We start from the raw sequence: 25311 nt of genomic DNA on the forward strand, positions 1-25311 counted from the left end.
GATGTAGCCGGGTTTCCTCACCGGCGACGACGAGGGAGCCCCGGACGGCCGGGACGCTGGGAGGGTGTGAAAGGGGACTGCCGTGATCGTCACGCTGATCGTGATCTGCGAGGTCGGCTTCTGGGTGCTGCTCGCCGCCGGCCTCGCGGCCCGCTACCTGCTGCGGATGCCGCGCCTCGGTCTCGCCCTGCTGCTGTGCGAGCCGCTCCTGGAGCTCGTGCTCCTCGTCGTCACCGCGATCGACCTGAAGAACGGCGCCGAGCCGAGCTGGAAGCACGGCCTCGCCGCGCTCTACCTCGGCTACACCGTCGGCCACGGCCACCGCACGGTGAAGTGGCTGGACGGCCACGCCGCCCACCGCCTCGCGGGCGGCCCGCCGCCGGTGCGGCCGCCGCGCTACGGGACGGCCAGGGCCCGGCACGAGGGCCGGGTCTGGCTGGGCTCCCTGGTCGGCGGCGCCGTGGCGTCCGTCCTGCTGCTGGCGGCGATGGCGTACGTCGGCGACGACGGCGACACGGCCGGTTTGCGCAGCTGGATGTACGGGGCCTGGCGGGCCGTCGGCATCCACGGCCTGATCGCGCTGTCGTACGCGCTCTGGCCGAAGAAGGACCCGACGGCGGGCCGGGCCGCGCGGGAGGAGGGCTCAGCGCTCCCCGCCCGGGACCCAGAGCACGTCCCCGACCTCCCGGTTCGCGATCCGCGCCAGGATGAACAGCAGGTCTGAGAGGCGGTTGAGGTACGTGGCGGTGAGCGGGTTCATCGTCTCGCCGTGCACCTCCATCGCCGCCCAGGTGGACCGCTCGGCCCGCCGGACCACCGTGCACGCCTGGTGCAGCAGGGCCGCACCGGGCGTGCCGCCGGGCAGGATGAAGGAGCGCAGCTTGTCGAGCCGCTCCAGGAAGGCGTCGCAGTCGGCCTCCAGCTTGTCGACGTACGACTGCTCGACGCGCAGCGGCGGGTACTGCGGGTTCTCCACCACCGGGGTCGACAGGTCGGCGCCCACGTCGAACAGGTCGTTCTGCACGCGGACGAGGACCTTCACCACGTCCTCGTCGAGCTGCCCGAGGGCGATGGCCGTGCCGATGACGGCGTTGGCCTCGTTGGCGTCGGCGTAGGCCGAGATCCGCAGATCGGTCTTGGCGGTCCGGCTCATGTCGCCGAGGGCGGTGGTGCCCTGGTCGCCGGTGCGGGTGTAGATGCGCGTCAGATTGACCATGACCCCAGCGTAGTTACGCCCCGGCCGTGCGGAACGTGCGTGTGCCGACCGTCACGGCGAGCGCCGCGAGCCCGAGGGCGACCAGCACCCCGTGGAGCATCGCCGGGGTCGCGTAGTGGCCGACGAAGGCGTCCCGGACCGCGTCGACCAGATAGCGGAAGGGCATGAAGCGCGAGAGCAGGTCGAGCCAGCCGGGTGCCAGGGTCATCGGCAGCAGCAGTCCGGACAGCAGCATCGAGGGCATCGCCAGGGTGTTGACCGCCGGGCCGAACTCCTGCGGGCTCGGCAACCTGAGCGCCAGCGCGTACGAGAGCGAGGCGAGCGAGAAGGTCAGCAGGGCGACGAAGCCGAAGCCGACGAGCAGTCCGGCGAGCGGTGCCCGCAGGCCCATCACCAGGGCGGCCAGGACCAGCAGCACGGCCTGGAAGACGAAGAGGGCGGTGTCGCGCAGCACCCGGCCGAGGAGCAGGGCGAGCCGGCTGACCGGGGTGACCCGGAGCCGTTCGAGGACGCCCCAGTTCTTCTCCATGACGACCGCGAAGCCGGCGAAGGAGGCCCCGAACAGACCGAGCTGGAGCAGCAGCCCGGGCACCAGGACCTGCCAGGAGTCGCCCTCGCGGCCGAGCGGCAGGCGGGTGAGCAGGGGGCCGAAGAGGAAGAGGTAGAGCAGCGGCATCAGGGTGCCGAAGAGGATCTGGAACGGCGAGCGCAGGGTCTGCCGGGCGTAGCGGCCGAAGAGGACCGCGGTCTCGTGGAGCGGCATCGCGGGTCTCCTAGACGGCGACGGGGGAGGGGGCGGCGGGCGCCGGGCCGCGCCCGGTGATGGCGAGGAAGGCCTCCTGGAGGGTGTCCGCTCCGTGCGCGGCCTTGAGCGCGGCGGGCGTCCCCTCGGCGACGACCGCGCCGCCGTCGATGATCACCAGGCGGTCGGCGAGGGCGTCGGCCTCGTCGAGGTAGTGGGTGGTGAGCACGACGGTGGTGCCGTGCTCGTCGCGCAGCCGGCGCACCAGCGCCCACAGGGCGCTCCGGCTGGCCGGGTCGAGGCCGGTGGTGGGCTCGTCGAGGAAGAGCAGCGCGGGACGGTGGGTGAGGCCGAGCGCGATGTCGAGGCGTCGGCGCTGGCCGCCGGAGAGCGCGGTGGCGCCGCGGCCCTGCAGCTCGGTGAGGTCGAGCTCGTGGGCGAGCTCGACGGCCCGTTCGGCCGCCTCGGCGCGGGAGAGGCCGTACAGCCGGCCCTGGAGGACGAGTTCGGAGCGCACGGTCTCCTGCGGGTCGACGCCGCCGGACTGGGCGACGTAGCCGATCCGGCGGCGCACGCCGACCGGGTCGCGCAGCAGGTCGTGGCCGGCGACGGTGGCGGCCCCGCCGGTGGGCGGGAGCAGCGTGCTGAGCATCCGCAGGGTGGTGGTCTTGCCCGCGCCGTTGGGGCCGAGGAAGCCGAGGATCTCGCCGGGCCGGACGGTGAGGTCGATCCCGCGGACCGCCGTCACCTCGCCCTTTTTCGTACGGAAGGTCCGGGACAGCCCGGACGTGCTGATGATGGGCATGGTGACCACAAAAACAGAGTCACTGGAATTTTGCAATGCCTCCAAAATTTCAGCGGGCCCAGCTCCGCCTAGGATGGCGGCATGGCTGAAGGGCTCAGGGAGCGCAAGAAGCGCCAGACGAAGCAGCGGATCTCGGACCTCGCGACCGGGCTCTTCCTGGAGCGCGGCTTCCAGTCCGTCACGGTGGCGGAGATCGCGGAGGCGGCGGACGTCTCCGTCAACACCGTCTACAACTACTTCCCCGCGAAGGAGGACCTCTTCCTCGACCGGATGGAGGGCGTCACCCACCGGCTCGCCCGGATGATCCGCGGCCGGGACGCGGGGGAGTCCGCCGCGGCCGCCGTGCTGCGCGAGATCCGCGGCCATGTCGCCGCCGTCTCGCCCGCCTACGGGCTGATGGACGGGTACGCCGCCTTCATGCGGGTGATCGACGAGGCCCCCACCCTCCAGGCCCGGCTCCTCGCCCTCCAGCAGGAGGTCCGCCGGATCACCGTCGCGGCCCTGCGCGAGGAGGCCGGCACCGGGCCCGAGGACCCGATGCCGCTGCTCGTCGGCGGCCAGATCTGCTGGATCCAGGACACCGTGGTGGAGTTCATCAGCGGCGAGATGACCGCCGGCCGCCCGGCGAACGAGGTGTCCCGCGAGGCCCTCGACCTGCTCGACGAGATCGAGGACCTGCTCGGCGCGCCCGTCCTCGGCTACGCCGTGCGCACCGGCTGACCGGCCCGCACCCCGGCCGCCAGCGCCCGCGCCGCGCGGACCGCGTCCTCCTCGGTGGAGAACCGCCCGAAGCCCACCCGGATGCTGCCCCGGATCCGCTCCGGCGCCAGCCCGATCGCGGTCAGCACGTGCGAGGGCTCCTGCGCCGAGCTGTTGCAGGCCGAGCCCGAGGACACCGCCACCTCCGTCACCTCCAGGAGCAGCGTCTGCGCGTCCGTGCCCGGGAAGGACAGGTTCACCGCGTGCGGCAGGAAGCCCGGTCCCGTCCCGCTGTTCGGCGTGTACGGCACGAGCCCGGCCAGCTCCCCGAGGAACCGCGCCCGCAGGCCGGCCAGCCGGACCGCCTCCCGCTCCCGGTCCGCCGCGACCAGCTCCACCGCCGCCGCGAGGCCGAGCACCGCCGAGGTGTTCAGGGTGCCCGCCCGCAGCCCGCGCTCCTGGCCGCCGCCGTGCAGCAGCGGCGCCAGCGGCGCCCGGTCGGACAGCGCGTTCGACACGTAGAGCACGCCCACGCCCTTGGGGCCGTAGATCTTGTGCCCCGAGAGGGTCAGCAGGTCCACGCCGAGCGCGCGCACGTCCACCGGGAGGGTGCCCACGCCCTGGGTCGCGTCGCAGTGCAGCGGCACCCCGGCGGCCCGGGTCAGCGCGGCGATCTCGGCCACCGGCTGGACGGTGGCGATCTCGTTGTTCGCCAGCATCACCGACACCAGCGCGGTCTCCGGGCGCAGCGCCGCCGCCACCGCCGCCGGGTCCACCCGGCCCTCGGCGTCGACCGGCAGCACGGTCACCTCGTGGCCCGCCGCGCGCAGCGAACGGCAGGTGTCGAGCACCGACTTGTGCTCCACCGCCGTGGTCACCACGTGCCTGGGCGCCGCGTCCTGGCCGCTGCCGACCACGCCCTTGACGGCCAGGTTGTTGCCCTCGGTCGCCCCCGAGGTGAAGTAGATCTCGCTGCGCGCGGCCCCGAGGAACCGGGCCACCGTGCCGCGGGCCCGCTCGACCTCGCGGAAGGCCCTGATGCCGTCCGCGTGCGGACTGGACGGATTGGCGAAGCACTCGGTGGCGGCGTGGAGCATCGCCGCCGCGACCGCCGGGTCCATCGGAGTGGTCGCCTGGTGGTCGAGATAGATCGCTGCCATGTCGCTCTCCCCTTCCGGTGGGTGACGGGTGCTCAGAAGTCCTGCGCGGTGTACGGGAGCGCGATCGGGTCCGCGCACTCCGCGTCGGCGAAGACCAGCACGATCTCCTCCTCGGGCGTGCCCTGGGTGCGCAGGTAGATCTCCGCGCCCTTGGTCACCTTGTCCCGGTCGGCGAGCGAGTTGATGTCGAGGACGTGGCGCCGGGCGCAGTCGGGGAAGGCGCGCAGCCGCGCGAAGTGGCGGGCGAAGTACTCGGCGACGATCAGCGGGCAGCGCGGCACCACGTGGTCGTCCTTGACGACCCCGGCCAGCACCTTGGCGTAGGTCCGGGAGCGGAACAGGATCTCGTCGCCCTCGCGCGCGAACGGCGGGTCGAGCTCCGGTGCCCTCAGGGCCGGTTTCATGGCGCGGGCGGCGCGGTTGCGCAGGGTCCGCTCGCGGGTGACGGAGTACGAGACGCCCGCCGCGGCGGCGGCCGCGTCGAGCGGGGCGAGGTCGAGCGCCCCGGCGGCCGGTGCGCCCGGCGCCGGGACGGTACAGGCGTCGGCGGAACAGGACATGCCGAGGTCGTTGACGATGACGTCGTACACCACCTTGTTGCCGCGGTGCAGCCGGCGGGCGGCGCGCCCGGCCCGGAGGCCCAGGTCGAAGGAGTTGCGGGAGAAGGCGCCGATGCCGGCGGCGGTGTCGAAGTAGCCGCCGGCCACCAGGACGGCGGAGCGGGTGGTGCGGGAGACGGTCTCCAGGAGGGGCGCGACGCGGGGGTCGGCGGTGCCGGTGGTGCCGGTGCGCAGGGTCGTCAGGGTCATGGCTGGTGCACTCCGTTCTCTTTCCGGGCAGGGGATCGATCGGGTGGTGCGGGGGTGGTTCCGGGCGGGGGAGCGGGTTCGGCGGGGGCGTCCGGCGCGCCGGTGCCGGTGCCGACGGCGGCACCCACGACGCACAGCACGGCGGCCCACTGGGCGGCCGAGAGGTGCTCGCCGAGCAGGGCGAGGCCGGCGAGCGCGGCGACGACCGGCTCGACGGTGGAGAGCACGGCGAAGACCCGGGGCGGCAGCCGGCGCAGCGCGGCGAACTCCAGGGAGAACGGGATCACCGTGGTCAGCACGGCCACGGCGAGCGCGGTGCCGAGCACGGCCGGCTCCAGGAGGGTGCCGGGCGGCGGGATGCCGAGCAGCGGGGCGGCGGGCAGCGCGAGCACGGCGGCGACGGTGAGCCCGAGGGCCAGGCCGGCGCCGCCCGGCACGGCCCGTCCGACCCGGGCGCCCAGCAGGATGTAGCCGGTGAGGGCGGCGCCGGTGAGCAGCGCGGCGGCGAGCCCGACCGGGTCGTCCAGGCCCCGGGTGCCGCCGAGCACGAGCAGTCCGGCGGCGGCGAGCAGCACCCACAGGCGGTCGAGGGCGCGGCGCGAGGTGAGCGCGGCCAGCAGCAGCGGCCCGCTGTACTCGACGGTGACGACCACGCCGAGGGGGAGCCGGGAGGTCGCCTCGTAGAAGGCGAACTGCATCACGGCGAAGACCGCCCCGTACGGCAGGAGCAGCCGCCAGTGACTCCGCAGCAGCCGCACGGCGGGCCGGGAGAGCAGACAGAGCAGGACGGCGGAGATCAGCAGCCGCAGCAGGGTCGCGGCGTGCGGGCCGGTCTGCTCGAAAAGCGTCTTGGCGAAGGCCGTGCCGCACTGGAGGCTGACCATGCCGGTCACCAGCAGCAGCGGCGCCGGGACGGCACCCGGGGCGAACCGGCGCATGGCGCTCCCCTCCCGTTCGTCACTCGACTCCCACCCGACTCTATACCCCTGGGGGGTATATGGCGACGCGGATCCGGCCAAGCCGGGGGTGTCGCGCGTGTGACGTCCGTCAAAGCGGGCGTGACGTGCCTTACTTAGCGGTCACATGGCGCCCGCCGCCCGCTAATCTCCGCCGAAGAGCCGTACGTGAACAGCCGTCAAGGCGATGAGGGGTGGAAGAAGTGGCCAGGAAGCTCGCCGTCATCGGGGCCGGACTCATGGGGTCCGGCATCGCGCAGGTCTCGGCCCAGGCAGGCTGGGACGTCGTGCTGCGCGACGTCACCGACGCCGCGCTGGCCCGGGGCACCGACGCCGTCAAGGCCTCCTACGAGCGCTTCGTCGCCAAGGGGAAGATGACCGCCGACGAGGCCGAGGCCGCGCTCGGGCGGATCACCGCCACCACCGAGCTCGACGCCGTCGCCGACGCGGACGTCGTGGTCGAGGCGGTCTTCGAGAAGCTGGAGGTCAAGCACGAGATCTTCCGCTCCCTCGACAAGATCGCCAAGGACGGCGCGGTCCTCGCGTCCAACACCTCCGCGATCCCGATCACCAAGATCGCCGCGGTCACGCAGCGCCCGGAGTCCGTCGTCGGCGTCCACTTCTTCTCGCCCGTGCCGATGATGCAGCTCGTCGAGCTGGTCCGCGGCTACAAGACCAGCGACGAAACCCTCGCCACCGCGCGGGAGTTCGCCGAGTCCGTCGGCAAGACCTGCATCGTCGTCAACCGCGACGTGGCCGGCTTCGTCACCACCCGCCTCATCTCGGCGCTCGTCGTCGAGGCCGCCAAGCTCTACGAGTCGGGCGTGGCCACCGCCGAGGACATCGACACCGCCTGCAGGCTGGGCTTCGGGCACGCCATGGGCCCGCTCGCCACCGCCGACCTCACCGGCGTCGACATCCTCGTCAACGCCACGAACAACATCTACACGGAGTCCCAGGACGAGAAGTTCGCGCCGCCGGAGCTCATGCGCCGGATGGTGGACGCGGGTGACATCGGCCGCAAGAGCGGGCAGGGCTTCTACACGTACTGACACGCGACCGACCCGGCGCCGGGGAGACGGACCGATTCCGCACAGGGGTCCGACCGCCCCGGCGCCATCGCCCCCAGGGGTGAATTTCGATATCGGTTCGCTTACAAGGCGCAACGCTTCTGCCGATGCGGCAGTCAGACAGTCAAGCGTTGCGAAGACGGGCACACGACACGGAGCACTCTCGGGGAGCGCATATGCACATCAGGGGCGACGACGCCGAGCTGGTCGTCGGGGGCCGCCTCGACGTCCGCAGCGCGGCGGACGCCCGAACGGTCCTGCACACCGCCGTCGACGACGGAGTCGGCGACCTCGTGCTCGACCTGACCGGCCTCGACTCCTGGGACGCCACCGGACTCGGCGTCATCATGGGCGCCCACCGCCGGGCCGGCCGCTGCGGCCGCCGGCTCGTGCTCCGCGGGGTGCCCCCGCAGATGCAGCGCCTCCTCGTCGCCACCCGGCTGCACCGCATCCTCGCCATCGAGGGCGGACTCGCCGCCGAATCGCTTCCGCGGGTCTGACCGGGCCGGGCCCGGAACACCGCGCGACGCGCAGGTCACGGCCGCGACACGCGGCTGTGAAGCACCTGTGCGAACCAGGCGTCACACCCAATCCTCACAAGACCGTGACGTCTTGGTCTCCACCGCACCCCGGATGTTCCCGAGGCCCGGACAACCGTCTAGGGTCGGCTCGCCTGCACATCGCCCGCCGCTTGGGAGCTTGGACCATGGACCCGATCAACCGGGGACCGGAGGAGTACGGTCACGCCGCCGAGGGCGAGGACGCCCGCCCCGGCCCCGCCGCACCCGCCCCCGTGTCCACCGCCCCCGCCCGCGTGCGCACCGCCCGGCTCGTCTCCGGCGGCCTCCTGCTCACCGTCAACCCGCTCGACGGCAGCGAGATCGAGACCTGCCCGCCCGAGGAGCAGCCCGCGGCCCCGCGTCGGCGCACCCCGCAGGAGCGCGCCGAGACCGCCCGCGCCGCCGCCCCGCCCGTACCACCGGGCCCCGCGGCCCCCGCGCTGCCGCTCCTCGAACGGCGAGAACAGCACGACACCCTCGTCCAGCACCTCACCCGAGGCCGCTCCGCCCGGCTCACCGGACCCGCCGGCTCCGGCCGCTCCCGGCTCCTCGACGCCGTCGCCGCCGACTGCGCCGAGACAGCCCCCGACGGCGTCGTCCGCCTCTCCGGCCTCCAGCGCACCCCCACCGACCTCCTCTACGAGCTCTTCCACGCCGTCCAGCACGCCCCCGGCTTCCGCCCCGACCGCGAGGAACTCCTCCTGGAGGTCCGGCGCATCGGCGCCATCGTCGTCGTCGACGACCTGGAGTTCGGCGGCGCCGCCCTCGACGAGCTGCTCGCCGCCACCCCCGACTGCGCCTTCCTCTTCGCCGCCACCCCCGACACCCCCGCGCCCTCCGCCGAGGCAGGCCTCGAAGAGGTCGCCCTGCCCGGACTCGGCCGGGCCGCCGCCGTCGAACTCCTGGAGCACGCCACCGGCCGCGCCCTCACCGACGACGAGGTCAACTGGGCCGGCGACCTCTGGTTCGAGTCCGAGGGCCTGCCGCTCCGCTTCGTCCAGGCCGGCGCCCTGCTCCGGCAGCGCGACCGACTGCGCGTCGGCCCCGCCGAGTTCGACGCCTTCGGCGCCCTGGAGGAGGCCTTCGGCAGACCCGGCACCGGAACCGGCACCGTCACCGGCGGCACCCCGGCCGCCGCCGACGACCCCGACGTCGAACTGCGCGAGGTCCCCCTGCCCAGCCTCGGCGAGGGCGCCGCCCCCGCCGTCCTCCTCGCCTCCCGGCTCAGCCGCGCCGCCCAGGACACCCTGCGGCTCGCCGTCGCCCTCGGCGGCGAGGTCCCGCACCAGGCCCACCTCCCCGCGCTCGTCGGCGACACCCACGCCGACGCCGCCGTCGGCGAACTCATGGCCTGCGGACTGCTCTCCCCGGCCGGACCCCGCTACCGCCTCGCCGCCGGCGTCCTCACCCAGCTCGTCGCCCAGAACTACGAGCCCGACCCGCTCGGCCGCGCCCACGCCGTCGCCCAGCACTACGCCTGGTGGGCCGGCCACCCCTCGGTCACCCCCGAACGCGCCACCGCCGAGGCCGACTCGCTGCTCGCCGCCCTCACCGCGCTGCTCCCCGGCACCGCCTCCGAACACCCGGCCACCGCCGTCCTGCTGGCCCGCGCCGCCGCCCCCGCCTTCGCCGCCGGGCTGCACTGGAGCGCCTGGGAGCGGGCCCTACGCGGCGGCCAGGGCGCCGCCCGCCAGGCCGGCGAGGTCGCCGAGGAGGCCTGGTTCCACCACGAACTGGGCATCCTCGCGCTCTGCCGCGGCAGCCTCCAGCGGGCCCGCGCCGAACTGGAGGCCTCCATCGGCATGCGCGGCGCCCTCGCCGACAAGCGCGGCACCGTCGCCGGCCGCCGCGCCCTCGCGCTGGTCGCCGACCTCACCGGCGAGACCGCACCGGCCGACGCCGCGCCCGCGGCCCCGGCCGAGACCTCGCCGTTCACCACGACCGCCCCCGTGCCGCAGCCCGGGCAGTCCGGCCGGACCGACCCGGCCGCCCGCACCGTCGCGCTCCCGCGCCGGGAGGGCCCGCGCCGCGAGGGCCCGGCCTCGCCGCCGCGCGGCATACCCGCGGCCGCCCCGCTGCCCGTGAAGCCGGCCTTCCCCGACCTCGCCCCGCCTGCCCCGGTGCGCCCCGCCGCCACCGCGCCGGCCTCCCTCGACGCCTTCGCGCCCTTCACCGACGAGCCCGCGACCGTCGTCGGCCCGCCCGCCGGCGACCGGGAGCCCGACCGGCGCGGCGGCCTGCGCAAGGGCGTCCTCACCGGAGCCCGCCGCAACCTCGCCGCCGTCGGCGCGGGCGCCGTGCTCGTCGCCGTCCTCGGCACCGTGGTGACCCTCGGCCTCACCTCCGGCGACGCCGAGGACCCCGGCACCGGCACGGTCACCTCCGACAGCACCGCGACCCAGGACCCCGGCACCGACGACGGCGGCGAGGACACCGAGCCCACCGACCCCGCCACCACCGGCCCCGCCGACCCGTCCTCGCCCACCCCGACCGGCACCCCGAGCCCCGGCGAGACCGCCACCGGCAGCGCGACCACGTCCCCGAGCGACTCGCCGTCGGCGACGGGCAGCCCGACGCCGACGGGGACGACGACGAAGCCGACGGTGCCGAGGCCGACGCTGTCGCCGACCCGGACGACGCCGCCGAGCCCGACGAAGACCTCGCCGCCGCCGACGACTACTCCGTCCACGACGCCGCCGACGACGACCACCCCGCCCACGACGGATCCCACCGGCACGGCGGAGGGCCCCAGCAACTCCGCCTCCACCGACTCCACCGTCCCCACCGTCTGAGCGGGTACGCCGAGGGCCCGGGCGCGATCCACGCACCCGGGCCCTCGTCCGTACCGTACGGAAGGCGGCGGCACCCGCCTCAGAACAGACGCAGCTTGTCGTCCTCGATGCCCCGCAGCGCGTCGTAGTCGAGCACCACGCAGTCGATGCCGCGGTCGGTCGCGAGCACCCGGGCCTGCGGCTTGATCTCCTGCGCGGCGAAGATGCCCTTCACCGGCGCCAGGTGCGGGTCGCGGTTCAGCAGCTCCAGGTAGCGGGTCAGCTGCTCCACGCCGTCGATCTCGCCGCGCCGCTTGATCTCCACCGCGACCGTGGCGCCGTCGGCGTCCCGGCACAGGATGTCCACGGGGCCGATCGCCGTCGGGTACTCGCGGCGGATCAGGGTCCAGCCCTCGCCGAGGGTCTCGATGCGGTCGGCGAGCAGCTCCTGGAGGTGCGCCTCCACGCCGTCCTTGATCAGACCCGGGTCGACGCCCAGCTCGTGCGAGGAGTCGTGGAGGATCTCCTCCATCGTGATGATCAGTTTCTCGCCCGCTTTGTTGATCACGGTCCAGGTGCCCTCCTCGCCGTCGACGCCCTCCTTGAGGGTGCACGGCGGGGACATCCAGTTGAGCGGTTTGTACGCCCGGTCGTCCGCGTGGATCGAGACGCTGCCGTCGGCCTTGACCAGGATCAGACGGGGGGCGGAGGGCAGGTGGGCCGTGAGCCGGCCCGCGTAGTCCACGGAACAGCGGGCAATGACGAGACGCATGGTCCGCAACGCTACAAGACGGACGAGCCTCCACGCGATTCGGGCGCCGGGCGGGCGCCGGGGGTCCGCCGGCGTCCGCCCGGCGCCCGCGCCGTGTGCGCCCAACACCCGTCACTTATTGGCCGGTTGTGCGCCCATTCTCCTGGTGCGGGCAGGACCCGGCGCTTAACGTGGAGGACAGGAGGTCGTCGTCCGTGCACGCTGCGTGCGCGACGTCTGCCGCCCGTCCCTGCCCGCAAGACCCCGCCGCCCGCGGGGTCGCGAGAGGAGAACCCATGTCGCTCGACGTCTCACCGGCCCTGTTGGAACAGGCCGAGCGAGGCGAGGTCGACGAAGCCGCCTTCGTCGACTGCGTCCGGACCTCCCTGCCCTATGCCTGGGAGATGATCAGTTCTCTGGTGGCCCAGCTGAAGGTCGACGGCGGAGACTTCGCCGACAACCAGACGCCGCCGCCGGACGAGCAGGCACGTGGTCAGCTGCTGCGCGCGCTCGCGAGCGATGCCATCCGTGGTGCGCTGCAGCGGCACTTCGGGGTACGCCTCGCCTTCCAGAACTGCCACCGCGTGGCGGTCTTCCCGCTGGACCCGTCGGTCGACGAGCGGCTCGCCCGCTTCACGTCCGTACGGGCGCAGCTCCTCAACCAGTCGCCCGAACTGCGCGACTGCTGACAGGCCTGGTGCCGTCGCTCCGCGTCGCGGGAGAGCGTCACTGATCGCGGAAGCGGCGGCACGGTCGGCACCCCCGGGAGTCACCTCGCAGGACATGTCAGACGAGCAGCGGAAGCACCTCGGAGCCGAGCCGCCGCAGGTTCTCCTCCGTGGCCGCCAGGTCGCCGGAACCCTCGGCGAGCAGCGCGAAGCGGGTGATGCCCGTGCGCTCCGCCGTCGCCGCGAGCCGGTCCGCCGCGAGCCGGGGGGTGCCCACCGGGTGCAGCCCGCAGAGCAGCTCCGTGTACGCCACGGGGTCGCGCATCGAGCGGAAGCGCCCGTCCACCGTCACATGGGCGTCGAGACCCTGTTTCAGCCAGCCCGGCATCGCCTTCACCAGGGCCTCCGAGGCCTCCTCCGGCCGGTCCGCCAGCTGGACCACGCCCGCCGAGACATGGCCCGCGCCGATCCGGGCGATCTCGTCCGGGCGGTGCCCGGCCGCCCGCGCCGCCCGCGTCCAGCAGGCCACCATCTCGGCCTTCTCCTCGTCCCCGCAGTGCATGCCGAGCAGCATCGGCAGCCCGCGCGCGGCCGCCAGCTCCACGCTGCTCCTGGAGGTGCAGGCGACCACGACCTCCGGGGCCGCCGGACCGCCGATCAGCTCGCCGGGACGCGGCACGACCGCCACCTCGCGGAAGGAGAACCGCTCGCCTTCGACCCCCACGCGGGGCTCGGTGAGCCAGCGCAGCAGCAGGTCGAGGGACTCGGGGAAGCCCTTCTCGTACGCGGCGAGGCCCGCGCCGAACACCTCCAGGTCGATCCACGGGCCGCCGCGGCCCACCCCGAGGGTGAACCGCCCGCCCGAGGTCACGTGCAGCAGCGCGGCCTGCTCGCCGAGCGCCACCGGGTGGACACTGGGCAGCACGCTGACCGCCGTGCCCACCCTGATCCGGCGGGTCCTGCCGAGCAGCAGGGCGGCCAGGGTCACGGCCGAGGGACACACCCCGTACGGCACGAAGTGGTGCTCGGCCAGCCAGACCGAGTCGAGGCCCGCCTCCTCGGCGACCTCGGCGCTCCGCACCGCCCGGTGCAGTGCCTCACCCTGGCCCTGCCCGGGGAACTGGGCGGCCAGCACGAACGTACCCACGCGCATCGCTTCTGCCTCCTCGCGGCCGGCGCGGTCTCCCTCGCGGACGTGGCCCGCGCCCCCTCGTACCGGCATCAACGTCTGACACGTGCCAAAGGCAACGGCCCCGCATGAAGTTCTTGCGATTTTCCGTTGATCCGCCACCGGCCCCGTGCCGGGCCACCCCGTCGCGGCCCGTACGCTGGACGGAACCGTCCGTGTCCCCGAGCCCGAGCGAGGTGCCGAAGTGTCCCCGCGCCACAACCGCCCCCGAGGCGGCGCGAAGCCCGACCGCCCGGTCGAGCAGGGCGACCGGTACGGCGGTGTGCAGAGCACCGAGACCTGGCAGGGCGAGGAGTGGTACGTGCGCCACGTGGCCGGCGCCAGCGCGCCCGGCAAGCACTACCGCTGCCCCGGCTGCGACCAGCCGATCCCGCCGGGCGCCCCGCACCTGGTGGCCTGGCCCGAGTACGGCGGCGTCGACGACCGCCGGCACTGGCACAAGGCCTGCTGGAACGCGAAGGACCGCCGCACCACCCGGGTGCAGCGGTCCCGCAACGCGCCCCGCTACTGAGCGGGCGCCGCCGTCCGGCGCCGGACGGTCTCAGACGTCCCGGCTGCCGAGCAGCGCGAACGCGCCGCCGAGCACGGCCGCCGTCAGTCCGAACAGGATCAGCACCGGCTCCCAGCCGGCCGGGCCCCTGCCGTCGAACGGGGCGGTCTCGCTGTAGAGCGCGATCATCTGCGAGGGCAGCGCGTACGTCAGCAGTGCCTCCTGCACCGAGCGCAGCGCTTCCGAGAACATGAACATCGCGGCCACCAGCGGCAGCAGCAGCACACCGATCATCACGGTGATGGCGCCCGCCGAGTGCCGCACGATCGCGCCGACGCCCATCGCCAGCAGCCCGAGCAGCGACAGGAAGAGCCCGGCGCCCACGGTGGACCGCAGCCACTCGCCGCCGGACGGCTCGACCGCCTCGACCATCGCCACCTGCGCTGCGCCGACCACCGCCGCGAGCAGCGTCACCAGCGAGAAGACCAGCACGAAGAAGACGATCGCCTTCGCCGCGAGGACCCGGCCGCGGCTCGGGCACGCGGTCAGCGTGGTGCGGATCATGCCCGTGCCGTACTCGGAGCTGATGGTCAGCACGCCCAGCGTGATCACACAGATCGAGGCCGGCAGCATCCCGAAGAAGCCGAGCCCCAGCACCGGCTCCTCGGACATCTCCGGCGTCGAGGCGGCGGCGATCGCGCCGACCGCGAGCCCGATGCCGAGCAGCAGCAGCACCATCACCCCCAGCGTCCACATCGTGGAGCGCACCGAGCGGATCTTGGTCCACTCCGAGGCGAGCGCGTCACCGAGGTGCGCCCGGCGGACCGGGATGGGGGAGACGTAGGCGTACGGGCCGGGCGTCGGGCCGCTCGTCGTCGGTCCGCTCATCGGCGTGGGGCTGCTCATCGGGGGTCCTCGGGGTTCGGCCGGCTCGGGGGCTCCTGCGCGTACGGGTTCTGACCGGGCGGCGGCGGGGCGTACCAGCCCTGCTGCGGCACCTCCGGGACCACGTACTGCGCCTGCGGGTCCGGCGGCAGCTGGTGCGGCGGCAGCGGCGGCTGGAGGTGCGCGAGCCGGTCGTCGGTGGAGCGGTAGTCCACGGCGCCCTGGGTCATCCGCATGTACGCCTCCTCCAGGGAGGCCTGGTGCGGGGAGAGCTCCCACAGCCGGACGTCCGCCTCGTGCGCCAGGTCGCTGATCCGGGGGAGCGGCAGGCCGGTCACCCGCAGCGCTCCGTCCGGCTCCGAGAGCACCCGGCCGCCCGCCTCGGTGAGCACGGCGGTCAGCTTCTCGCGCTGCTGCGGCTCGGTCTGCGGGGTGCGCACCCGGGCGAAGTCCGCCGAGTTCGCCGAGATGAAGTCCTTGACGCTCATGTCCGCGAGCAGCCGGCCGCGGCCGATCACGATGAGGTGGTCGGCGGTCAGCGCCATCTCGCTCATCAGATGGCTGGAGACGAAGACGGTCCGGCCCTCGGCGGCCAGCTTCTTCATCAGGTTGCGCACCCAGAGGATGCCCTCGGGGTCCAGGCCGTTGACCGGCTCGTCGAAGAGCAGCACCTGCGGGTCGCCGAGCAGCGCCGCCGCGATGCCGAGGCGCTGGCCCATGCCGAGCGAGAAGCCCTTGGAGCGGCGCTTCGCCACCTCCTGGAGGCCGACGACACCGAGCACCTCGTCGACCCGCTGGGCCGGGATGCCGGCCAGCTGGGCGAGCGAGAGCAGGTGGTTGCGGGCGCTGCGCCCGCCGTGCACGGCCTTCGCGTCGAGCAGCGCGCCGACCTGCCGGGGCGCGTTCGGCAGCTGCCGGAAGGGGTGCCCGCCGATCGTCACATGGCCGGAGCTGGGCATGTCCAGACCGAGGATCATGCGCATGGTGGTCGACTTGCCCGAGCCGTTGGGGCCCAGGAAGCCCGTGACATGGCCGGGTCTCACCTGGAAGGAAAGGTTGTCCACGGCCGTCTTCGCGCCGTAGCGCTTGGTCAGGCCGACTGCCTCGATCATTCTCCAGCCCCATCGACAGGTCAGGTCGCGTCGTCGGGGCGTCCAGGCCGGCGGCCGGAGCCCCCCGTACGAGCGAAGAGCTTATCCAGCCGTTTACGGTTCCGCCGAAGCGGAATCGAGACCTAGGGGTCGGTTCGGGGAAAAGTCAGGGACCGGTCAGGCATCGCGCCGCTTCAGGACCAGATAGCCGCCGAGCAGCGCCACCGCCACCCACAGCACCATGATGCCGAGGCCGCCCCACGGCCCGTACGGTGCCTTCTCCGAGCCCAGCGCGTCCGGCACCACCTGCATGATCTTCGAGCCGGCCTGGTCCGGGAAGTAGCGGGCGACCTCCTTGGCCTTCGGCACCGCCGACAGGATCTGCGAGATCAGGAAGAAGAACGGCACGAGGATGCCCAGCGACAGCAGCGAGGAGCGCAGCATCGTGGCCACGCCCATCGAGAACAGGGCGATCAGGGCCATGTAGAGGCCGGCCCCGACCACCGCCCGCAGCACATTGTCCGCGCCGAGCGTGGTGCGGTGCTCGCCGAGCAGCGCCTGCCCCAGGAAGAAGGACAGGAAGCTGGTGACCAGACCGACCACCAGCGCGAGGGCGCCGGCCACCGCGATCTTCGAGAAGAGGAAGGCGGCCCGCTGAGGGACGGCCGCCAGCGAGGTGCGGATCATGCCCGAGGAGTACTCGGTGCCCACCACGAGCACCCCGAACACCACCATCGCCAGCTGACCGAGCACCATCCCGGAGAAGCTCACGAAGGTCGGGTCGAAGGTCTCCCGTTCCAGCTCGGACAGGTCGTCGAAGGTGGACCGGAACAGCGCGGACAGCGCGGCGCTCATCGCCACCGTCACCACCAGCGCGCTCGCGAGCGTCCACACCGTCGACGAGACGGTGCGGATCTTCGTCCACTCCGAGCGCAGGACCGCGGATGCCGCCGCCATGGATCAGACCCCCTCGTAGCTCTCGCCCCAGCGCGGCCCGGCCGGCCCGCTGCCTCCGGGGCCGCCGCCCCGCGCGTCCGTGCCGTGCGCGTGGTACTCCACCGCCGCCGCCGTCATCTGCATGAAGGCCTCCTCCAACGAGGCCTGCTGGGCGCTCAGCTCGTGCAGCACGATCTGCTGCGAGGCCGCCAGCTCGCCCAGCTTCTCCGTGGTCGCGCCGTCCACCTCCAGGGCCCCGCCGCCGACCTCGACGGCGACGAAACCATTGGCGTGCAGCACGTCGAGGAGGCGCTCCCGCTGCGGCGAGCGCAGCCGCACGTAACTCCGGGAATTCTGCTGGATGAAATCGGCCATCGAGGTGTCCGCGAGCAGCTTTCCCTGCCCGATGACGATCAGGTGATCGGCCGTCAGCGCCATTTCACTCATCAGATGACTGGAAACGAAGATCGTCCGGCCCTCGGCGGCCAGCGCCTTCATGAGATTGCGGATCCAGTGAATTCCCTCGGGGTCCAGACCATTGACGGGTTCGTCGAACATCAGGATCTCCGGATCGCCCAGCAGCGCCGAGGCGATTCCCAGCCGCTGGCCCATACCGAGCGAGAAGCCCTTCGACTTCTTCCGCGCCACCGGCGTCAGACCCACCAGGTCGAGCACCTCGGCGACCCGCTGCTCCGGAATCCGGTTGGACTGCGCCAGACACAGCAGGTTGTTGTACGCGGAGCGCCCGCCGTGCATCGCCTTGGCGTCCAGCAGGGCGCCGATGTACTTCAGCGGCTCCTGGAGCTCCCGGTAGTGCTTGCCGTCGATCCGGACCGTGCCGCTCGTCGGGTTGTCCAGGTCGAGCATCATCCGCATCGTCGTCGACTTGCCCGCCCCGTTCGGACCGAGGAAGCCGGTGATCATCCCGGGCCGCACGGTGAAGCTGAGGTGGTCGACCGCCGTCTTCGCTCCGTAGCGCTTGGTGAGGCCCTCCAGCTCGATCATGCGTACCAACCTAAGGGCACGCGAAACCCCCCGCCACCGGAGTGACGGGGGGTCTCGTACGGGTGTGGGGCCGGGCTCAGCGGGTCTGCTGGGCCGGGACGCCCGCGGTGCGCTCGTCGTCGATCGGCGAGCCGGCCGCCGCCACCGCGGCACCGGTCAGCGTGGCCAGCATCTCGCGGACGTTGGTCAGCTGCGCGTTGATCGAGTCGCGGCGGTTCGTCAGCGCCGCCAGCTCGCGCTCCGATTCCGAACGGATCCGGTCCGCCTTGGCGTTCGCGTCGGCCACGATGTCCTCGGCCTGGCGCTGCGCGGTCTCCACGGTCTGGCGGGCCCGGCGCTCGGCGTCCGTGCGCAGCTTCTCCGCCTCCAGGCGCAGCTGCTCGGCGCGGTGCTCGATCTCCGCGAGGCGCTTCTCGGCCTTGGCCTGACGGGAGGCCAGGTCGCGCTCGGACTGCTCGCGGCGCTTGGCCAGGTTGGTCTCGAAGTCCGCGGCGGCCTGGGCGGCCTTGGCGCGGGTCTCCTCGAAGAGGGCGTCCGCCTCCTCGCGCTTCGACTGCGCGTCCTTCTGCGCCTCGGCGCGCAGCGAGTTGGCCTCGCCCTGGGCCTTCTCGACGATCCGGACGCCCTCGTCCTCGGCCTTGGCCTTGCGCTCGGCCGCGAACGCCTCGGCGTCGTTGCGGACCTGCTGGGCCGCCGACTCGGCGAGCTCACGGTGCTGTTCGGCGGCGCGACGGGCCTCCTCGCGCAGGTCCTTCGCCTCCTCCTCGGCCAGCCGGAGGATCTTCTCGACGCGCGCGCCGAGACCGGCGTACGACGGCTCGGCGTCGGAGACCTGGGCCTGGGCGTTCTGCGTCTCGAGGTGCAGCTCCTCGATGCGCTTTTCCAGAGAGGTGATTCGGGCCAGAGCACTGTCACGGTCGGCGACGAGCTTGGTAATGCGGTCGTCCACCTGACCGCGGTCGTAACCACGCCGCACGAGCTCGAAGCCGAAGGGGGAGGAAGTGTCGCTCATGGGGTTCCTGTCGAATGAGACCGGTGAGGTGTTAGGGGGAATCCTAGGGGTCGAAGCGGCGTGTCATCGAGCGTATGCCCGTTTGATCTGGAGAATGTCCAGCCTTTTGAGTGGCTAGCTCCCGGAGGACTTGCCCCCCGATCGGGTGGACCCCGTCGAAGCGCCCGCCTTCACCCCGTCCCGGCCGTCGGACTTCCCGCCGGCCGACGGGGTCTCGAAAGACTCCAACGCCTCCAGAACGTCCTGGACACGGGAGATCTCGGCATTGATGTTCTCCCGCCGGCGCACCAGGACGTCCAGCTCGCGCTTGCCCTCGGCGACGGTCCGCTCGGCCTCCCGCTCGGCCTCGGCCTTGATCCGCTCCGCCTCCGCGACCAGCGAGGCCTTCTTCTGCTCGGCCTCCTTGAGCAGCGCCTCGGCCTTCTTCACCGCGGCGATCCGGACCTTGCTCGCCTCCGAAGTCGCCTCCGACACCAGCTGCCTGGCCTTCTCCTCGGCGTCCGCGCGCTGTTCCTCGGCGGCCTTCACCAGCTTGTCCACGCGCTCGCCGGCCGTCTTCATCTGCTCGGCCGTCTCGCGCCGCGCCCGCTCGTGCAGCTCCTCGATCTCGCCCTCGATCCGGCCGCGCAGCTCCTCCGCCCGCTCCCTTATCGCGGTCGCGTCCGAGCGCGCGCCGACCAGCAGCTCGTCGGCGTCCGTCCGGGCCTTCTCCACCAGGGAGTTGCCCTCGATGGTGGCCTCGGCGACGATCCGCTCGGCCTCCTTGCGGGCCGCGCCCACCATGGTGTCCGCCTGCTCCTCGGCCTCGGTGGTGGCGCGCAGCGCCTCCTCCTGGGCCTTGGCGATCAGCTGGTCGGCCTGCTCGGCGGCGTCCGCGCGCTTCTTCGCGCCCGCCTCGCGGGCCTCGTCGAGCGTGCGGTCGGCCTCCGCGCGCGCCTCGGAGCGCATCTCCTCGGCCGCCGCCTCGGCGTCCGCCCTGACCCGGGCCGCCTCGGCGGCGATCCGCTCGGCCTCGGCCGTCGCCTCGCCGACCAGGGTGTCGGCCTGTTCGGCGGCGTCGGCGCGCCGCTTGTCGGCGGCCTCGCGGGCCTCGTCGAGGACCTGCTCCGCCTCGGCGGCGATCCGCTCGGCCTCCGCGCGGGCCTCGCCCACCAGGGTGTCGGCCTGCTCGGCCGCGTCGGCGCGCCGCTTGTCCGCGGCCTTGCGGGCCTCGTCCAGGATCCGGTCGGCGTCCGCGAGCGCGGCACTGCGCAGTGCCTGCGCGTGCGCCTCGCCGTCCACCTTGACCTGCTCGGACTCGGTACGGATCCGCTGCGCCTCCTGCTCGGCCGCGTCCAGCAGCTCCGTCGCCTCGGTGACGATCCGCTCGGCCTCGGCGCTCGCCTCACCGACCAGGGTGTCGGCCTGCTCGGCGGCGTCCGCGCGCCGCTTGTCCGCGGCCTTGCGGGCCTCGTCCAGGACCTGCTCGCCGTCGGCCCGGGCGGCCGCCCGCAGCGCCTCCGCCTCGGCCTCGCCCTCGGCCTTGACCTGCTCGGCCTCGACCTTGAGCCGCTCCGCGTCCGCGGTGAGCCGCTCCGCCTCCGCCGTCGCCTCGCGGACCAGGGTGTCGGCCTGTTCGGCGGCGTCGGCGCGCCGCTTGTCGGCCGCCTTGCGGGCCTCGTCGAGGACCTGCTCCGCCTCGGCGCCGATCCGCTCGGCCTCCGCGCGGGCCTCGCCCACCACGGTCTCGGCCTGCGCGGCCGCCTCGGAACGAATGCGGTTGGCGTCCTCGCGGGCGTCCGCGCGGGTGCGGGCGGCGTCCTGCTCGGCCGAGGCCAGCGCGTCCGTCGCCTCGGTCCGTACCCGCTGCGCGTACTCGGCGGTGTCCGCGCGCAGCTTCTCCGACTCGGCGAGCGCGTCCGTGACCGTCCGCTCGGCCAGCGCCTTGGCGGCCTCGGACTCCTCCTGGGCCCGCTCGCGGACCCGGGCCGCGTCCTCGGACGCGCGCTCCCGCTCCTCGTACGCGTCGGCGCGGACCCGGTCCGCCTCCTCCTGTGCCTCCGTGCGGGTGCGCTCGGCCGCGTGCTCGGCGGCACTGCGCAGCCCGGCGATCTCCTCCTCGGCCGTCTCGCGCAGGCCCGCGACCGAGTCCCGCACCTCCTGCGCGGTGGTCTCGGCCGCCGACACCATCTCGGTGGCGCGGGCGTCCGCCTCCTCGACCAGGCGGTGCGCCTCGGCCTGGGCCTCCTCGACCCGCTTGCGGGCGGCGGCGAGCAGCTCCTCGCTCTGCTCGCGGGCGAGTTCGCGCTCCCGGCCGGCCTCGCCGCGCGCCGACTCCAGGGTCTCCTCGGCCTCCCGGCGGCGCCGGTTGGCCTCCTCCTGGGCGGCGGCCAGCGCCTCGGCGGCCTCCTGGGCGACCCGCTCGGCCGCGGCGGCGGCCTCGGCGCGCACCCGGTCGGCGGTCTCCTGGGCCTCGGACCGGAGCCGCTCGGCCTCCGTCTCGGCCTCGGCGCGCAGCGCGCCGGCGGCCGACTCGGCCTCGGTCCGGGTCGTGGTCGCGTCGGCGGCGGCCTCGGCGCGCAGCCGCTCGGCCTCCTTCTCGGCCTGGGCCTGGAGGGTCCGGATCCGCTCGGCGGCCTCGGCGCGCAGCCGCTCGGTCTCCTCGGCGGCCTCGCGCCGGATCCGCTCGCCCTCGGCGCGGGCGTCGGTCAGCTCCTCGCCGGCCGAGGCGAGCTTGGCCTCGGCCTCGTCGTGCAGCCGGGTCAGCTCCTCGGCGGCCTCGGCACGGCGGGCCGCGGCGGCCCGCGCGGCCTCCTCGCGGGTCTCGGCCGCCTCGCGGTCGGCGGCGGCCCGGAGCGCCTCCGCCTGCTCCTCGGCCTCGGCGCGCAGCCGCTCGGCCTCGGCCCGGGTGCGCTCCAGGGTCTCCTCGGCCTGGGCGCGCAGGGTCTGCGCCCGCTCCATGGCCTCGGAGCGCACCCGCTCGCTCTCCGCGCTCGCGCTGCCGCGCAGCTCGTCGGCGTCGGTGCGGGCCTTGGTCAGCAGCTCCTCGGCGGTCTTCGCCGCCTCCTCGATCTGGCCGACGGCCTCGCGCCGGGCCTCGCCGCGGATCCGCTCGCCCTCGGCGATCGCCTCGGCGCGCAGCTGCTCGGCCTCGCCGCGCAGCCGGCGGGCCTCCTCCTGCAGCTCGACCGTCTTGGCGCGGTACTCCTTGGTGTCGTCCTTCGCCGAACCGAGCAGCTCGTCGGCCTGCTCCTCGGCGGTGGACCGCAGCCGGTCGGCCTCGGCCTCGGCCTCGCGGCGGATCCGCTCGGCCTCCTCGGCGGCCTTGCGGGTGGTCTCCTGGGCGTCCGCGGAGGCCTTGGTCAGGACCTCCTCGGCGCTGCGCGCGGCCTTGGCGAGCGCGGCGGCGGACTCCTCGGCGGCGACCGTACGGGCCTTCTCGGACGCCTCCGAGACCAGCTTCTCGGCCGCCGCGGTGGCCTCGCGCAGCTGCTCCTCGGCCTGCTCCTTGAGGGCCTCGGCCTCCTTGGTGGCCTCGCCGACGAGCCGGGCGATCTCGGCCTTGGCGGTGCGGGTGCGCTGCTCGTTGACCGACTCGGCGCTCGCCAGCTGCTTGGCGGCGGCCTCCTTGGCCTCGGCGAGGGTGCGCTCGGCCTCGACCCGGGCCTCGCGCAGCCTGAGCTCGGCCTCCTGGACGCGCACCTCGGCCGTACGGGACAGCTCGGCGGCCTCGCGGCGGGCCTGGTCGGTCTCGGCGGTGGTGCTGCTGCGCAGCCGCTCGGCGTGGCTGGTGGCCTCCTCGGCCTGGCTGGAGGCGGCGGCCAGCATCCGCTCGGCGTCCTTGCGGGCGCGCAGCAGAATCGCTTCGGCCTCGGCGCGCGCGGTCTCCGCCTCGGTGCCGGCCCGGCGGCGGGTCTCCTCGGCGATCCGGGTGGCCTCGGCGCGGGCGGCGGCCAGCGCCTGCTCGGCCTCGGTGCGGGACTCCTCCAGGAGGCGGCGGGCCTGGGACTCGGTGCGGGCGCGCAGCTGTTCGGCCCAGGCCACGTTCTCGTTGACGTGGGCCTCGACGGTCTGCCGGCGCTCGTTCAGCTCCTGGTCGAGCTGCTGGCGGCGCTGCACGGCCTCGTTGTGGAGCTCGGCCTGGAGCCGGGCCTGCTGCTCGGCGTGCTCCTGGAGGATCCGCTGCGTCTGGGCGCGGGCCTCGCGCAGTTCGCGCTCGGCGTCCTGGCGCATCTGCTCGGCCTGCATCTGCGCGTTGCGCAGCAGCTGTTCGGCCTGGTAGCCGATGTCCGCGCTGTCGTACGCGGGCCTGGACGCGATGGTGCGGCGCGCCTCGTGGAGCTTGGCGCGCAACACCTCGACCTGGTAGCCGAGGTCCTCCGCGTGCTGGACGGCCTTCTCTCGCTCCTTCTTCAGCCGGTCCATCTCGGCTTCGAACCGCGAGAGATGGTCGTCTTCAGCTCGGTGGCTCTCCTGGCGTTCGTAGCCCCGCACTGCGCGGTCCATCCTTCCCCGAGCTCTGCGAGCAGGGGAGACCCCTAACCCTGGTCGCGACTTTCCGACGACCGTTCACCGGACAGAACGGCCCCCCGGGGAATCGTGGCAGATCGGACGACCCCGACATCCCGACTTCGCAGCCGCGCGCGGACGGCCCCGACCGGCCCCGGCCCGGAGTTGCCCACTCTACCGGGCCGGGAATCCGGAGGTCAGTGCTCCGCTGAGGAGTGGTCAGCCGCGGACGGTGCCGAGGTGACCAGTTCCGTCAGGACGCCGTGGCAGTCCTTGGGGTGGAGGAAGGTGATCCGGGATCCCATCGAGCCGATCCGCGGCTCGTCGTAGAGCACCCGCACGCCCTTGCCGCGGATGGCCTCGGCGTCGCCGTCGACGTCCGCGGTGCCGAAGGCGATGTGGTGGACGCCCTCGCCGTTCTTGGCCAGCCACTTGCCCACGGCGGAGTCCTCGCGGGTGGGCTCCAGGAGCTGGAGGTAGGAGGCGCCGCCGTCGGAGGTCTCGTTGATCTTGAGCATGGCCTCGCGCACGCCCTGCTCCTCGTTGACCTCCTCGTGGAACACCTCGAAGCCGTAGGTCGCCCGGTAGAACTCCACGGTCTCGTCGAGGTTCCGGCAGGCGATCCCGATGTGGTCGATACGCGTCAGCATGCCTCCAGTGCAGCGCCGAAGGGATGGTTACGCAACGTGCGCGCCGTCACACCGGCAGGCCGGTGACCCGGTGCGCCACGGCTCAGTACATTGGCGGTAAACCCTCGTTCACTCCTCATCCCAAGGGGCCGTGCCTCATGTCTGGAACGACCGGTACCACCTCAGTGATCGTCGCGGGCGCCCGCACGCCCATGGGCCGCCTGCTCGGCTCGCTCAAGTCCTTCTCGGGCGCCGACCTGGGCGGATTCGCCATCAAGGCGGCCCTGGACCGGGCCGGCATCGGCGGCGACCAGGTGCAGTACGTGATCATGGGCCAGGTGCTCCAGGCGGGCGCCGGGCAGATCCCCGCCCGCCAGGCCGCCGTCAAGGCCGGCATCCCGATGAACGTGCCCGCCCTCACCATCAACAAGGTGTGTCTGTCGGGCCTGGACGCCATCGCGCTGGCGGACCAGCTGATCCGCGCGGGCGAGTTCGACATCGTCGTGGCCGGCGGCCAGGAGTCCATGACGAACGCCCCGCACCTGCTGCCGAAGTCCCGCGAGGGCTACAAGTACGGCGCCATCGAGATGCTCGACGCCATGGCGCACGACGGCCTCACCGACTCGTTCGAGGGCATCGCGATGGGCGAGTCCACGGAGAAGCACAACACCCGCCTGGGCATCCCGCGCGACGTCCAGGACGAGATCGCCGCCCTGTCGCACCAGCGCGCCGCCGCCGCCCAGAAGAACGGCATCTTCGAGGCCGAGATCACCCCGGTCGAGATCCCGCAGCGCAAGGGCGAGCCGGTCGTCTTCTCCCAGGACGAGGGCATCCGCGCCGAGACCACCGTCGAGTCCCTCGGCAAGCTGCGCCCGGCCTTCGCCAAGGACGGCACCATCACCGCCGGCACCTCCTCGCAGATCTCCGACGGCGCCGCCGCCGTGGTCGTGATGAGCAAGGCCAAGGCCGAGGAGCTGGGCCTGGAGTGGATCGCCGAGATCGGCGCCCACGGCAACGTGGCCGGCCCGGACAACTCGCTCCAGTCGCAGCCGTCCAACGCGATCCTGCACGCCCTCAAGAAGGAGGGCCTGGAGGTCGCCGACCTCGACCTGATCGAGATCAACGAGGCCTTCGCCGCCGTCGCCCACCAGTCAATGAAGGACCTCGGCGTCACCTCCGAAAAGGTGAACGTCAACGGCGGCGCCATCGCGCTCGGCCACCCCATCGGCATGTCCGGCGCCCGCGTGGTGCTGCACCTGGCCCTGGAGCTCAAGCGCCGCGGCGGCGGCGTGGGCGCGGCGGCCCTGTGCGGCGGCGGCGGCCAGGGCGACGCCCTGATCGTGAAGGTCCCCGGCAAGTAATCCGTCACCTCAAGGAGC

The 25311-nt window shown here is 73.6% G+C and carries 23 protein-coding genes; 8 read left to right on the plus strand and 15 right to left on the minus strand.

Annotation, left to right across the window (positions count from 1 at the left end; genetic code table 11):
• Positions 1–82 precede the first annotated feature (82 nt).
• Positions 83–724, plus strand: coding sequence for a hypothetical protein (locus ACIGW2_RS05630; protein ID WP_399841293.1), 642 nt, complete (start codon positions 83–85; stop codon positions 722–724).
• Here the strand turns inward: ACIGW2_RS05630 and ACIGW2_RS05635 are convergent.
• The 3 genes from ACIGW2_RS05635 to ACIGW2_RS05645 are packed head-to-tail and all read right to left on the minus strand — an operon-like array spanning position 644 to position 2763.
• On the minus strand, positions 644–1216 hold the full coding sequence (locus ACIGW2_RS05635; RefSeq protein ID WP_356064109.1) for a cob(I)yrinic acid a,c-diamide adenosyltransferase: 573 nt from the start codon (positions 1214–1216) through the stop codon (positions 644–646). The two genes, ACIGW2_RS05630 and ACIGW2_RS05635, sit on opposite strands and share 81 nt — an antisense overlap.
• 13 nt (positions 1217–1229) lie before the next feature.
• Entirely contained in the window at positions 1230–1979 is a 750-nt protein-coding gene (locus ACIGW2_RS05640) for an ABC transporter permease (RefSeq protein WP_399841297.1), read from the minus strand.
• A 10-nt stretch (positions 1980–1989) separates the two neighbouring features.
• A complete protein-coding gene (locus ACIGW2_RS05645) occupies positions 1990–2763 on the minus strand; it encodes an ABC transporter ATP-binding protein (RefSeq protein ID WP_399841299.1) in 774 nt (257 codons plus the stop codon).
• Between the two features lie 81 nt (positions 2764–2844).
• Between ACIGW2_RS05645 and ACIGW2_RS05650 the strand changes: the two genes are divergently transcribed.
• Positions 2845–3483: a TetR/AcrR family transcriptional regulator gene (locus ACIGW2_RS05650; protein ID WP_391652547.1), complete on the plus strand. Its 639-nt coding sequence runs from the start codon at positions 2845–2847 to the stop codon at positions 3481–3483.
• On the opposite strand, the gene ACIGW2_RS05655 is transcribed toward ACIGW2_RS05650, so the two are convergent.
• From ACIGW2_RS05655 to ACIGW2_RS05665, 3 genes are read right to left on the minus strand one after another with little or no spacing between them, the layout of a single operon-like run.
• Positions 3462–4622: a cysteine desulfurase family protein gene (locus ACIGW2_RS05655; protein WP_391652548.1), complete on the minus strand. Its 1161-nt coding sequence runs from the start codon at positions 4620–4622 to the stop codon at positions 3462–3464. The two genes, ACIGW2_RS05650 and ACIGW2_RS05655, sit on opposite strands and share 22 nt — an antisense overlap.
• 32 nt (positions 4623–4654) lie before the next feature.
• Positions 4655–5431, minus strand: a complete 777-nt coding sequence (locus ACIGW2_RS05660) for a hypothetical protein (RefSeq protein ID WP_399841303.1) — start codon at positions 5429–5431, stop codon at positions 4655–4657.
• Positions 5428–6369 carry a DMT family transporter gene (locus ACIGW2_RS05665; RefSeq protein ID WP_391652550.1) on the minus strand — a complete coding sequence of 314 codons (942 nt, stop codon included), beginning with the start codon at positions 6367–6369 and terminating at the stop codon, positions 5428–5430. Before ACIGW2_RS05665 ends, ACIGW2_RS05660 begins: the two co-directional genes overlap by 4 nt.
• A 221-nt stretch (positions 6370–6590) precedes the next feature.
• Here ACIGW2_RS05665 and ACIGW2_RS05670 point away from each other — a divergent pair, with 221 nt between their 5' ends.
• The 3 genes from ACIGW2_RS05670 to ACIGW2_RS05680 all read left to right on the plus strand — a co-directional run bounded on the left by ACIGW2_RS05670 (position 6591) and on the right by ACIGW2_RS05680 (position 10809).
• Complete coding sequence (locus ACIGW2_RS05670; protein ID WP_391652551.1) at positions 6591–7439, plus strand: 3-hydroxyacyl-CoA dehydrogenase family protein; 849 nt, start codon at positions 6591–6593, stop codon at positions 7437–7439.
• A gap of 194 nt (positions 7440–7633) precedes the next feature.
• Complete coding sequence (locus ACIGW2_RS05675; RefSeq protein WP_265868495.1) at positions 7634–7957, plus strand: STAS domain-containing protein; 324 nt, start codon at positions 7634–7636, stop codon at positions 7955–7957.
• Positions 7958–8163: 206 nt separating this feature from the next.
• Complete coding sequence (locus ACIGW2_RS05680; protein WP_399841308.1) at positions 8164–10809, plus strand: ATP-binding protein; 2646 nt, start codon at positions 8164–8166, stop codon at positions 10807–10809.
• Between the two features lie 79 nt (positions 10810–10888).
• Here the strand turns inward: ACIGW2_RS05680 and nucS are convergent, their stop codons facing one another.
• Positions 10889–11560, minus strand: coding sequence for an endonuclease NucS (gene nucS / locus ACIGW2_RS05685; protein ID WP_356064129.1), 672 nt, complete (start codon positions 11558–11560; stop codon positions 10889–10891).
• Positions 11561–11835: 275 nt separating this feature from the next.
• Between nucS and ACIGW2_RS05690 the strand changes: the two genes are divergently transcribed.
• A complete protein-coding gene (locus ACIGW2_RS05690) occupies positions 11836–12228 on the plus strand; it encodes an SCO5389 family protein (RefSeq protein ID WP_356064132.1) in 393 nt (130 codons plus the stop codon).
• Positions 12229–12325: 97 nt separating this feature from the next.
• Here the strand turns inward: ACIGW2_RS05690 and ACIGW2_RS05695 are convergent, their stop codons facing one another.
• On the minus strand, positions 12326–13360 hold the full coding sequence (locus ACIGW2_RS05695; RefSeq protein ID WP_391652553.1) for an LLM class flavin-dependent oxidoreductase: 1035 nt from the start codon (positions 13358–13360) through the stop codon (positions 12326–12328).
• 220 nt (positions 13361–13580) lie between these two features.
• On the opposite strand from ACIGW2_RS05695, the gene ACIGW2_RS05700 reads away from it, so the two are divergent.
• Positions 13581–13907: an ATP/GTP-binding protein gene (locus ACIGW2_RS05700; protein WP_356064136.1), complete on the plus strand. Its 327-nt coding sequence runs from the start codon at positions 13581–13583 to the stop codon at positions 13905–13907.
• A 30-nt stretch (positions 13908–13937) separates the two neighbouring features.
• Here ACIGW2_RS05700 and ACIGW2_RS05705 read toward each other — a convergent pair whose 3' ends face one another.
• From ACIGW2_RS05705 to mce, 7 genes are all read right to left on the minus strand, one after another.
• Positions 13938–14792 (minus strand): ABC transporter permease, encoded by an 855-nt coding sequence (locus ACIGW2_RS05705; protein ID WP_399841312.1) that lies wholly within the window; start codon positions 14790–14792, stop codon positions 13938–13940.
• The gene (locus ACIGW2_RS05710) at positions 14789–15883 is read right to left on the minus strand and encodes an ABC transporter ATP-binding protein (RefSeq protein WP_391652555.1); all 1095 of its coding nucleotides are present in this window, start codon (positions 15881–15883) and stop codon (positions 14789–14791) included. Before ACIGW2_RS05710 ends, ACIGW2_RS05705 begins: the two co-directional genes overlap by 4 nt.
• 156 nt (positions 15884–16039) lie before the next feature.
• A complete protein-coding gene (locus ACIGW2_RS05715; RefSeq protein WP_391652556.1) occupies positions 16040–16819 on the minus strand; it encodes an ABC transporter permease subunit in 780 nt (259 codons plus the stop codon).
• Positions 16820–16822: 3 nt separating this feature from the next.
• Complete coding sequence (locus ACIGW2_RS05720) at positions 16823–17803, minus strand: ABC transporter ATP-binding protein (RefSeq protein WP_391652557.1); 981 nt, start codon at positions 17801–17803, stop codon at positions 16823–16825.
• Between the two features lie 76 nt (positions 17804–17879).
• Complete coding sequence (locus ACIGW2_RS05725) at positions 17880–18815, minus strand: cellulose-binding protein (RefSeq protein ID WP_356064150.1); 936 nt, start codon at positions 18813–18815, stop codon at positions 17880–17882.
• Positions 18816–18929: 114 nt separating this feature from the next.
• On the minus strand, positions 18930–23288 hold the full coding sequence (gene scy, locus ACIGW2_RS05730; RefSeq protein WP_399841697.1) for a polarized growth protein Scy: 4359 nt from the start codon (positions 23286–23288) through the stop codon (positions 18930–18932).
• Positions 23289–23500: 212 nt separating this feature from the next.
• The gene (gene mce, locus ACIGW2_RS05735; RefSeq protein WP_361579527.1) at positions 23501–23953 is read right to left on the minus strand and encodes a methylmalonyl-CoA epimerase; all 453 of its coding nucleotides are present in this window, start codon (positions 23951–23953) and stop codon (positions 23501–23503) included.
• A 137-nt stretch (positions 23954–24090) separates the two neighbouring features.
• Here mce and ACIGW2_RS05740 point away from each other — a divergent pair, with 137 nt between their 5' ends.
• On the plus strand, positions 24091–25293 hold the full coding sequence (locus tag ACIGW2_RS05740; RefSeq protein WP_361579529.1) for an acetyl-CoA C-acetyltransferase: 1203 nt from the start codon (positions 24091–24093) through the stop codon (positions 25291–25293).
• The last annotated feature ends 18 nt before the right edge of the window (positions 25294–25311 follow it).

Origin of the sequence: Streptomyces sp. NPDC053541, from assembly GCF_044544705.1 — a bacterium.
In the GTDB taxonomy this organism is placed as follows: domain Bacteria; phylum Actinomycetota; class Actinomycetes; order Streptomycetales; family Streptomycetaceae; genus Streptomyces.

Coding starts and splice junctions, on each gene's coding strand:
- ACIGW2_RS05635 (WP_356064109.1), bottom strand. CDS start 1,216: ATGGTCAATCTGACGCGCATCTACACCCGCACCGGCGACCAGGGCACC.
- ACIGW2_RS05640 (WP_399841297.1), bottom strand. CDS start 1,979: ATGCCGCTCCACGAGACCGCGGTCCTCTTCGGCCGCTACGCCCGGCAG.
- ACIGW2_RS05645 (WP_399841299.1), bottom strand. CDS start 2,763: ATGCCCATCATCAGCACGTCCGGGCTGTCCCGGACCTTCCGTACGAAA.
- ACIGW2_RS05650 (WP_391652547.1), top strand. CDS start 2,845: ATGGCTGAAGGGCTCAGGGAGCGCAAGAAGCGCCAGACGAAGCAGCGG.
- ACIGW2_RS05655 (WP_391652548.1), bottom strand. CDS start 4,622: ATGGCAGCGATCTATCTCGACCACCAGGCGACCACTCCGATGGACCCG.
- ACIGW2_RS05660 (WP_399841303.1), bottom strand. CDS start 5,431: ATGACCCTGACGACCCTGCGCACCGGCACCACCGGCACCGCCGACCCC.
- ACIGW2_RS05665 (WP_391652550.1), bottom strand. CDS start 6,369: ATGCGCCGGTTCGCCCCGGGTGCCGTCCCGGCGCCGCTGCTGCTGGTG.
- ACIGW2_RS05675 (WP_265868495.1), top strand. CDS start 7,634: ATGCACATCAGGGGCGACGACGCCGAGCTGGTCGTCGGGGGCCGCCTC.
- ACIGW2_RS05680 (WP_399841308.1), top strand. CDS start 8,164: ATGGACCCGATCAACCGGGGACCGGAGGAGTACGGTCACGCCGCCGAG.
- nucS (WP_356064129.1), bottom strand. CDS start 11,560: ATGCGTCTCGTCATTGCCCGCTGTTCCGTGGACTACGCGGGCCGGCTC.
- ACIGW2_RS05690 (WP_356064132.1), top strand. CDS start 11,836: ATGTCGCTCGACGTCTCACCGGCCCTGTTGGAACAGGCCGAGCGAGGC.
- ACIGW2_RS05695 (WP_391652553.1), bottom strand. CDS start 13,360: ATGCGCGTGGGTACGTTCGTGCTGGCCGCCCAGTTCCCCGGGCAGGGC.
- ACIGW2_RS05705 (WP_399841312.1), bottom strand. CDS start 14,792: ATGAGCAGCCCCACGCCGATGAGCGGACCGACGACGAGCGGCCCGACG.
- ACIGW2_RS05710 (WP_391652555.1), bottom strand. CDS start 15,883: ATGATCGAGGCAGTCGGCCTGACCAAGCGCTACGGCGCGAAGACGGCC.
- ACIGW2_RS05715 (WP_391652556.1), bottom strand. CDS start 16,819: ATGGCGGCGGCATCCGCGGTCCTGCGCTCGGAGTGGACGAAGATCCGC.
- ACIGW2_RS05720 (WP_391652557.1), bottom strand. CDS start 17,803: ATGATCGAGCTGGAGGGCCTCACCAAGCGCTACGGAGCGAAGACGGCG.
- ACIGW2_RS05725 (WP_356064150.1), bottom strand. CDS start 18,815: ATGAGCGACACTTCCTCCCCCTTCGGCTTCGAGCTCGTGCGGCGTGGT.
- mce (WP_361579527.1), bottom strand. CDS start 23,953: ATGCTGACGCGTATCGACCACATCGGGATCGCCTGCCGGAACCTCGAC.
- ACIGW2_RS05740 (WP_361579529.1), top strand. CDS start 24,091: ATGTCTGGAACGACCGGTACCACCTCAGTGATCGTCGCGGGCGCCCGC.